Below are 8,578 nucleotides of genomic sequence, written 5' to 3' on the forward strand. Positions count from 1 at the left end.
TTATGAACGACTACCAGAAACCTCTGAGACTTTTATTTACATTGCGATGATCCGGATTATGGTCAGGCGACTGGCATAATTTTTAACTCGCTTCGACTTTTAAAACATCCTCTTAAATTTAAATTTGTAACGCCTTCCACAAATCCAATTAATTCGTTAACATTGTCTTTGAGAAAGATAGCCGTGCCAGCATTATAGCCTATTGTAAAAGTATTATTCAGGACATAATCATTGGACGCAGCTTTTAACTGGATAGTATCTACCTTCTCGAAATCCTTAATTAGGGCATAGTCACCCAGACCTTGGGTATTAGGATTACCATTATCATAGTAAACTTGATCGATACTTCCCAATACAAAGGTATCGCTACCATTACCGCCATTTAAGATATCTATCTCACTGTGTCCCGGATTGAGAAAAGCGGGATTGACCCCGATGAGAATGTCACGATTCTTGCCGCTATTGAGAATGTCATTGCCTGCTAGACCTATGAGTATATCCTTGCCATTTCTCCCGTTGAGTTGATCATTACCAGGACTGCCAATAAGAGAATCGTTGCCATCTCTGCCGTTAATAGTTGTTTATACTAGATTAATTGGATATTTTAAAGTGTATGTTACCTTCCCCTCATTAACTCCGATTCTGCTCCCAACGTTCCCATATCTAAATTCGGATTGACTTTCCAAGAAAATTGATGAACCAAAATCAATGCCTACTGGGTTTTCCGTAATCAAAGCTAAACTATCTAAACCCCATTCGGGGAAAACATTACCTACCCAGAAAGCTTCTTTTGGCTTAACATCACCGAAATCATTAGTCACATCATCTAAACCATATGTGACTCCATTAAAACTAAATTCAAAATCTGTTAATATGAACTCTTCAGAACCATATCCAAATCCTACAGGTTCAGATTCATCGTCGTAACTGAAAAAACCTGTAAATGTTTCTCCAGTTAATGGGCCTTCCAAGTTATCGACGGTAAAATCATAGGAGATAGTTGCCATTGTACTTCCTTAGATATTTGACTTTTGAATTGAGAAATTAGTAGTGAAATTGAAAATTTACTTCTTCTGTTGCAAAGAAAATTTCCCAGTAAGCTGCACATTGACCTCAAAGCGATCAGATAGCTGGCGTCGGCTTAATGCAGAAGAGATGGCTTTTTGTGCTAAGAGTATTTGCTCAATTTGCTTATGATGAGACAAGCTATTGCTGTGGGTACGATAATAATAAAGTGGATGTTTAATTTGCTTTACTAGCGTGACCTCAGAAAGCCGTAAGCAAAGGTCATAATCTTCCACAGATTCAAATGACTCATCAATTCCACCCACTAGGTCATAAACAGTGCGACGGATTAATCGAAAATGGAAGATCATAAAATCAACCAATAATCGGTCTTTAGAGTATGGGATTTGGCAACGTTTTCCTTCTCCTTTAATTCTGCCTTCTTCATCGATAACAGTGTAATCGGTGTATACAAGGCCTACTTCTGGATACGTATCGAGGACAGCAGCAGTTTCTTCAACAGCTGTTGGTGCTATTAAGTCATCACTATCCACCTGCCCAATATAAGCTCCAGTAGTCGCAGCAAGCGCTGCTTTTAAGGCACACCCCTGCCCTAAATGTTCCCCTAATAACACTCGGACTCGTTGATCTTTAGCGGCATAACTATGAGCAATTTCTACAGAGTGATCTGTAGAACCATCATCCCAAATCAGTAGCTCAAAGTCTCCCCTCGTTTGTCTTAAAACACTTTCAATTGCTTTACTAAGGTAACGCTCTCGGTTATAAACAGTCATAACAATGGAAATTGGTAGTGTCATAAGCCAGACTAAAAAGTTGTTATATAAAATTTTTGCTCTGAGTGGGTACACATTTAAAAAAATAATTAAACCAGATTATAAGGCTTGTATCTTATCTGACTAAAATTAAATATTTTAGTCACTTAAAACTTGATTGATCATAAGGATACCTTTTTAACTAAAAACAGACAAATTAAATATAAGAGAACTGAAAATTACTAAAGCTCTTGTTGATCATATAAGAAACAAATGTACACAATTACACTTTCGCGAGTACACAATTACACTTTAGCGAGTGAAATACAAGTAAAAATACTGGTAAGAACAATTTTAAATTAGATAGTAAACAACCAGCAAATATTTACCTACTTGATAAGTTTAACAGATCATCTCATATCTTGCACCAACAGTAGACACCCGTAAAATACAAATTGCTTAGGGAAAAGCGGGGAATTAAAACAATGGACTAGAAAAGTCATAGAAAAAATGCCTCCTAGTTGAACAGGGTCTGGGTGTGTAATAAATAACGCTCCTAAAACTGTTAACTTGGAAAAATGAACTTATACAAGTGAAAAACAGGATTTTATAACCTTTTGTTAATCAAACCTTAGTTTCTGGCTAAAAAGTGAATGGTAAATAAAAAATGGACAGTCAAAGGATTGACAGTAAATCTCACGTCAACAGAAAGATAGAAGTTGTCACAATACTGTGCAAAAACACGAAGGCCCATGAACGATGTAATTCGGGAATTACTGCTTTCTTTAAAAGTTGATAGTGACGAAGCATCGGAAATTTCGCCAGACTCTAAAGTTTCAGAATTAGCTAGGCTTCAAAAATAAGCCAATCAATGAAGAAGAGAATATTATAGGACTGTTTACAAGACTCAAATGATGTTCGAGGGATTAACCAGTCAACGGGTCTGTAACAGGGGCAAATCACGCCATCCATTCAATCCATTGCGGCGCATCTGTCACCAGTTGAGTAAATTTATCACCTTCACATTCTCAAACTTCAGCATCACGCCGCGATGCTCACCACTCTTGCCCAAAGTATTGCCCATCTCCTCCAACAGCGATCGCAAGCAGAGGCTAAAAATGCTTTTAAAAACCTCAAGGTAAGAAACTTTAGAAGTTAGGTTTTGAGTTGGGTTGCCACAATGGAGTGATATCAAGGTTTTTAGCAGCAGATACGGCATTCTAACCTACGCTGGTACGGCTTACACACCTTTGGTTTTTGTAAAGTTATCGTAACATTTATTTATATAAAGCAATATTTGCTTAACTTAGCAAACTCAAATAAAAGAGTAAGTAATAAAAGCAATGAATCAACCCAGTGAATTATCTTTAGAACAAGAATTTAGCCTTAGAACTTTCGCTGACGTTGTGAAGCAGATGTCCCGTGAACAAGCTCAAGAGTTCTCGCTGATGCTGTATAAGCAGATGATGATAAGGGAAAAGACTTACCAGGAATTGCTAAAACATCAGTGGGAAGTTGGTTCAGGTTCAATCTTGGGCTAAAACAAACCTTGCTCCCGTTACTTTAAGTGACTCAGAAGATAACGAACACACAATTGTTTTTTTCAATGGCTTGCCAATAGAAATTATTTGCTTCCACAAGAGGAAACTGTACAATAACAAACTCACAGTAACAGTTTTGAGTTTTGATGGAACAGTGAACTACTCTGAACTACACCACCGTCAACCAATCGCACACCACAGATGTACAACCGCTCCCAAAGTTAACCCAAACCTGCCACTGGTTCAGATATGTATTCCAGTAAGGCTCACCGTCAGCAACGCCGACAGCCTGACCAACCTTGGAGATTAACTCACTGTAGGAAGAGCCAATACTGTTCAAACCCTGCTGCAATTTCAGTTTCAGCCCCTTCCAACCGTGGGTAGCAGGACTTTCGACCTGATTTAATGTTTGGGGAATGTCATGTGATATTGTACCAGTCACTTGTGTTGGGAACTCTATATTATTAATGACTGACACCGACTCACGATTTAATGCTTCATCCCGATTGAACCACTGCCCAAAAATCGAATCACGCTGATCATCGGGTGGAACAAACTGGTAAACGCACTCCCGGTTTTCACGCTTACCTAACCGACCAACATAATCCAATTTCAAATCAATTTTGGCAAGTAACTTCTGAGCGATCGCCACTGGGGTGAGTTTTTCAGAAATGGAAACATTCAGGTAATTCTTAATAACGTGCCGATGCTTTACAGCCAGTGCCTTAAACTCCACCATTTTCTCATCAGTCCCACGTAACTGAACATCTGGTGTAAGAAACTGCAACAGATTCAGATTTTCCAGTAACAAAACAGCAGGTAATAACTGCCCCTTGTTAAAATCTGGCTTCCAAACCGAATTCTCCCCTGCTTCTAACTGCGCTGCTGCCCGTTTCGCATCACGGTTGGTCAGAAATTCCCGCCCCAGTGTCAAATAGTAGTGCATCCGCAGTTGAGGATACCAGCCGTCGTCATCTTTCTCCACAAGCTCAGGGGTAACATCAACTTTATAGCGACGGGACAATTCGGCCTTGCGCTGCTGATGTCGTTCGGTTTTCGTTTTCGCCCGTTTGTCTTGCAGCTTCTTGAGTTCAGCCCCAGAGAGTTCATCGGAATCCGCGATCGCTTTACATTCAGCAGTATACAATTGCTCACTTGCCGCCTTAACCGACTCGATTACAGCCCCACTGTCATCATCATCAGCATCCGAGGCATCAATAATGGTGTATCCATCCTCGACTAATCCCCCAAGCACAGACTCTCGATAGCGCCGCATTTCGACGTTAATCACAGAACCACGCTTACCCCAAGTCTGCAAAGATTCGGGCTGAAAATTCTGGTCAACATAGCTGTAATCGTCATTATCCGCCGCCGACAACAGCGCAATGTTCGCTTGTGTGGCGATGTGCTGACTTCTTAGCAATCCTCCGATGGATGTGGAGCCATTGCCTACAACAGACATCCCCCACTCTCTAACCCAAATGTGGCGGTCAACTGTCTCCCTAACCCTTGCCAACATCTGACGCACAGAGTTAACCGGCTGCACTCCCTGAAATATTCCCCAAACACCATCAAAATGTCCTCGAATGTCGATGCTGACTCCAGTTTCTAAACTTGGGGAGGCGATAACCAAATCATACTGGGTGAGAATCTCGTTCAAGTGAGCGATACAACCAAACGCCGCATGAGATGGATCAGCAACAGATTCGCTGTCAATTCTCAGGATTCGCAGGTGTGGGTATTTCCGGCGAAAACGTTCTTCCAATGCTTGAGTTCCCCATTTTGACTTTGCTTTTTGAGCAGAGCAACATAATAAATGATGCCCCCCTTTGGCCATCGCTTTGTCTAGTGCGGCGATGAGATTCTTCGGGTTACTGCCAGAATAGTTGTAACAGTTTCCAGCTACATGCCGATAGTTGTTGACGATGACAAACGGGTTAACTCGATATTCACCAGCGAGTGATAAAACATACTTTACATCTGTGTCAGAAATATCGGCCCTTGATAGGTAAATCTTGCCGTGTTCGCTACCGAGAACATTCTGCACTAACTGCTTGAGGTTTTTGAGAACGGATACACGACGCTTCTGCACTTCCGTACCAGAGTTGAGAAGATGCCAGAATACTTGGTCGCACTCGTCAATAATAATGACATCATTCGCCCAGTCATTGGGGTTGAATCGCGCCTGACTTTCTTGATGCAGTGAATCAACACACACCCCATATCCTAATAATGTCCCTGTTTCATTCGTGCGGACTTCGGTAACATAGTTAACACCAAATCGATTGCACAATGCCTCACATAACTGGATACGATGGGTAATGATTAATACCCGTCTCTCTTGGTCGTGTGCTTTCGCTACCTCAGTTGCAAGCCATTCGGTTTTTCCAGTGCCTTTGGGAGCTTTGAGAACAATCAGTTTTTCACCTTCGGGGACGAGAAGCTGACCCAGGAATCTTTGGTTGAGTGCGATTGACGGGGGATAAGTCAACAAGGTAAACAGCTTAATCTCCCACAACTCCAGTGCAACGGCAGTGTTATAGAGTGCGTCAAATGCCGACTGCCCTTTGGCGACGATAAAATCATCAACCCCTTTCTCTGCCCCAAATGGTAAATCAATCACCCGCAGCGAACAACCCTCATTTACCAGCAGCCGTCCCATGCGGCTGATAGCGGTTCTGACTCGCTGTACAGTTTCGGGCTTATTATCCTGGTCAAAGCAAATGTTAACCTGTCTCCCCTGTGTTGCGAAATGTTTCAAGTCTGGGATGAGGTATGGTTTGCCATTAGCTGTACCATACTCATCAGTAGGAGTGCGGTATCCAGCGTTGACACCGGGGATAGCGATCGCAGCATAACCAGCAGTTAGTAACGCTCCCGCTTTTTTGACACCTTCTACAATTGTCACTGGTACATTATGCCGCCAAACCCAGTGCCAGAAGCCCCCAGGATGCTGTAAGTCTTCTTCAGTAATGGGAATGCCGCTACGATTGGAAACTTTTACCCAAATGCGATTCGGGACTAAGAGGAAGAAGGCGCGTGTTTCTTCTCTAAATGGGTGTTCGTACTTGATGAACTTGTGGATCTTCTGGCGGTCACGTCGGCGATGGTCGGGTTTGAAACAGCCCCACATCATCTGTGCGTAGTTGTTGAGGGGGTCAACGCCATTGCACCACCAGCCGCCTAGTTCGATGTGCTGGTATTTTTTCAAATCGCGATCGCGCAGTCGTCCATCATTGCGACGGGAGATTTTGGGACTGTAGAGCAGATATTCGTAGGGTAAACTCCCAGAGAGGGAATGCACATTGAGGGCAATGATTTCTTCGTCAACCTTACTGTTGAGCCATTCAGTTAAATGCTGGTCTTCTAAACTAATTGTAGTCATGTTTCCTCCAGAAATAGACGCATGGTGCAGGGTGCGGCACTTGAGTCTGTGCCGCCGATTCAACTTTTTGTGAGAGATGTGCTGGCTATGAAATCGTCAACAGCCAGCTACAGCGTTATCTCTCGCCTCCCGTGTGTGGTCGGAAGGTGAGATTAATACGTGTGCTAACAACTTTGTTGGTCTTGGGAACCTGATGCAGATGTGTAGACTGGCAGCCTGGGTGCATCACAAGCAAGCTCCCGTGTTCCAGCCAGAAGTCTGTTGGACTACCGTTTCTCGGTTTAATTTGGAATTTGCGAACACCGCCGAGGCTAAGGGATGCGATTGCAGGATTAGATCCCATTGATGGTTCATTGTCAGCGTGCCAACCGATAGAATCAGTTCCCGTGCGGTACTGGTTGCCAATGACGATACGGAATTTGTAACCAGTTAATGCAGTAATTCTGTCCCGCAAGTTAGCCAGATTGTCTGTCCAAGTCAGGGGTTTTAAGAACACGCTGTTGGAGTAGAGGTAATCACATCCAGCATCACCGTAAATACATTCAAGGCGAGGGACGGGCATTGTTTTACCCGCGATTCTGATTTGATTCTGTTGCCACTCCAGTTGTAGACAGTGTTGGTAAAGCGAATTAGCTTGTTCAAGGCTTAAGAAATCGGGGTAGTAAGTGACTGGTAAAACTGGGGTTGATTCAGCAAATAAATTAAGTTGTTGCATGGTAGTTTTGTCCAACTAAAGAACGTGTAGCGAAGACAATTACAGTTAGTTTTGTTCGGCTTTAAAAACCTCAACCAAAATACTTTCTGGATACAAACCAACTTTTCCAAATCGGGGGTCATGAATGCGTTCTATCTCTATGCCTTGTTTTCGACACAATGCACTTGCTTTTCTACCTTTAGTACCAGCTTCTTTTACCGATATTTCTAATCCTTGAAGATTAGCGAAACCCACAACGCTGTATTTGTGTCCACATGGGGTATTTACTCTGTCTTGCTCAACTTCAACAGCTTTGAGTCTCGCCAAAATTTGAGTTTGCTGCTGTTGTTGCTCCAATAAATATTGTTCTTGCTGTGCCATCTGTTGAGCGATCGCTGCGAGTAACTGTATTTGAGTCATCGCTGTTTCGCTATTAGAGGCGGGTTTAGTCCAGCCCAATTTGTCTTGAATCCATGCCCGAATGCCGATGGTGTTGAATGAACGGCATACCAATCGGGCTTGCTTGGTACAGTATCTACCAGCTTCGTAAGCGTAGTACTCTAAGATAATTGCGATCGCCATATCAGGGATACTAACAGTTCTCCACTCTCGAAGTTCACCAGCCTCAAATCCTTGCATGATAATGCTTTGGGCTAATTTAGTCGGTTTTAGTTCACCACTTTGAAGATGATTAATGATTGCAGCGTGGTCTACTCCAGCTAGCCTTGCAGTTGCTCGAATACTGGCTTTAACCTGACCATTAATGTCAACTTCAATCTCTTCAGATATCTGTTCGATGATTTGGCTGATTTCAATTTGCGACATAATTTTTCGTTGTGTGATTAGAGAGAATTAAACATTTACCCGCACTAAACTTTTTTCACCAATTAGTGAGAAGCGATTATATATAGTCCGTGATTGAGTTAAAGTTGGCGACATCAATTCAACAACGTAAAACCAAGAATTATTCACAAGCCCAATCCCCAAAATCAGCCGTTGTTTTGTTCCCTTGTCGTGAGAACAGAGCATTACTCTTTCGCCCAGAACAAAGGCAGGTTTTTGCACAGTGATGGCTTCTAACTCTCCAGTCCCGATGATTTGGTTTTGTGTAGCATGGAGTATTTCATCACGGCAATCAATTGAATAAATCCAGCACTCATGCTTCCATTGCATACCGCAA

9 protein-coding genes and 1 pseudogene are annotated in these 8,578 nt (G+C 42.5%); 1 reads left to right on the forward strand and 9 read right to left on the reverse strand.

Annotated features, from left to right (window positions below):
* Positions 1-62 precede the first annotated feature (62 nt).
* The 5 genes and pseudogenes from H6G97_RS53740 to H6G97_RS39345 all read right to left on the reverse strand — a co-directional run bounded on the left by H6G97_RS53740 (position 63) and on the right by H6G97_RS39345 (position 2,997).
* Positions 63-353 carry a hypothetical protein gene (locus tag H6G97_RS53740; protein ID WP_242055872.1) on the reverse strand — a complete coding sequence of 97 codons (291 nt, stop codon included), beginning with the start codon at positions 351-353 and terminating at the stop codon, positions 63-65.
* 90 nt (positions 354-443) lie between these two features.
* A pseudogene (locus tag H6G97_RS56245) lies at positions 444-575 on the reverse strand (hypothetical protein); the annotation flags it as partial.
* Positions 576-581: 6 nt separating this feature from the next.
* Positions 582-1,007 (reverse strand): hypothetical protein, encoded by a 426-nt coding sequence (locus tag H6G97_RS39330; protein WP_190946064.1) that lies wholly within the window; start codon positions 1,005-1,007, stop codon positions 582-584.
* A 57-nt stretch (positions 1,008-1,064) separates the two neighbouring features.
* Complete coding sequence (locus tag H6G97_RS39335) at positions 1,065-1,823, reverse strand: glycosyltransferase (protein ID WP_190946065.1); 759 nt, start codon at positions 1,821-1,823, stop codon at positions 1,065-1,067.
* A gap of 949 nt (positions 1,824-2,772) precedes the next feature.
* Entirely contained in the window at positions 2,773-2,997 is a 225-nt protein-coding gene (locus tag H6G97_RS39345) for a hypothetical protein (RefSeq protein WP_190946066.1), read from the reverse strand.
* A 124-nt stretch (positions 2,998-3,121) separates the two neighbouring features.
* Between H6G97_RS39345 and H6G97_RS39350 the strand changes: the two genes are divergently transcribed.
* A complete protein-coding gene (locus tag H6G97_RS39350) occupies positions 3,122-3,319 on the forward strand; it encodes an NblA/ycf18 family protein (RefSeq protein ID WP_190946067.1) in 198 nt (65 codons plus the stop codon).
* 169 nt (positions 3,320-3,488) lie between these two features.
* Here H6G97_RS39350 and H6G97_RS39355 read toward each other — a convergent pair whose 3' ends face one another.
* The 4 genes from H6G97_RS39355 to H6G97_RS39370 form a co-directional block, all read right to left on the reverse strand.
* Positions 3,489-6,704, reverse strand: coding sequence for a plasmid replication protein, CyRepA1 family (locus tag H6G97_RS39355; RefSeq protein WP_190946068.1), 3,216 nt, complete (start codon positions 6,702-6,704; stop codon positions 3,489-3,491).
* 115 nt (positions 6,705-6,819) lie between these two features.
* A complete protein-coding gene (locus H6G97_RS39360) occupies positions 6,820-7,419 on the reverse strand; it encodes an alpha-ketoglutarate-dependent dioxygenase AlkB family protein (protein WP_190946069.1) in 600 nt (199 codons plus the stop codon).
* A gap of 45 nt (positions 7,420-7,464) precedes the next feature.
* On the reverse strand, positions 7,465-8,223 hold the full coding sequence (locus H6G97_RS39365; protein ID WP_190946070.1) for a hypothetical protein: 759 nt from the start codon (positions 8,221-8,223) through the stop codon (positions 7,465-7,467).
* A 27-nt stretch (positions 8,224-8,250) separates the two neighbouring features.
* A partial coding sequence (locus H6G97_RS39370; RefSeq protein WP_190946071.1) for a DUF1392 family protein occupies positions 8,251-8,578 on the reverse strand: 328 nt, incomplete at its 5' end.

Source organism: Nostoc flagelliforme FACHB-838 (assembly GCF_014698065.1).
In the GTDB taxonomy this organism is placed as follows: domain Bacteria; phylum Cyanobacteriota; class Cyanobacteriia; order Cyanobacteriales; family Nostocaceae; genus Nostoc; species Nostoc flagelliforme_B.

Coding starts and splice junctions, on each gene's coding strand:
- H6G97_RS39355 (WP_190946068.1), bottom strand. CDS start 6,704: ATGACTACAATTAGTTTAGAAGACCAGCATTTAACTGAATGGCTCAAC.
- H6G97_RS39330 (WP_190946064.1), bottom strand. CDS start 1,007: ATGGCAACTATCTCCTATGATTTTACCGTCGATAACTTGGAAGGCCCA.
- H6G97_RS39350 (WP_190946067.1), top strand. CDS start 3,122: ATGAATCAACCCAGTGAATTATCTTTAGAACAAGAATTTAGCCTTAGA.
- H6G97_RS39360 (WP_190946069.1), bottom strand. CDS start 7,419: ATGCAACAACTTAATTTATTTGCTGAATCAACCCCAGTTTTACCAGTC.
- H6G97_RS39365 (WP_190946070.1), bottom strand. CDS start 8,223: ATGTCGCAAATTGAAATCAGCCAAATCATCGAACAGATATCTGAAGAG.
- H6G97_RS39345 (WP_190946066.1), bottom strand. CDS start 2,997: ATGCCGTATCTGCTGCTAAAAACCTTGATATCACTCCATTGTGGCAAC.
- H6G97_RS39335 (WP_190946065.1), bottom strand. CDS start 1,823: ATGACACTACCAATTTCCATTGTTATGACTGTTTATAACCGAGAGCGT.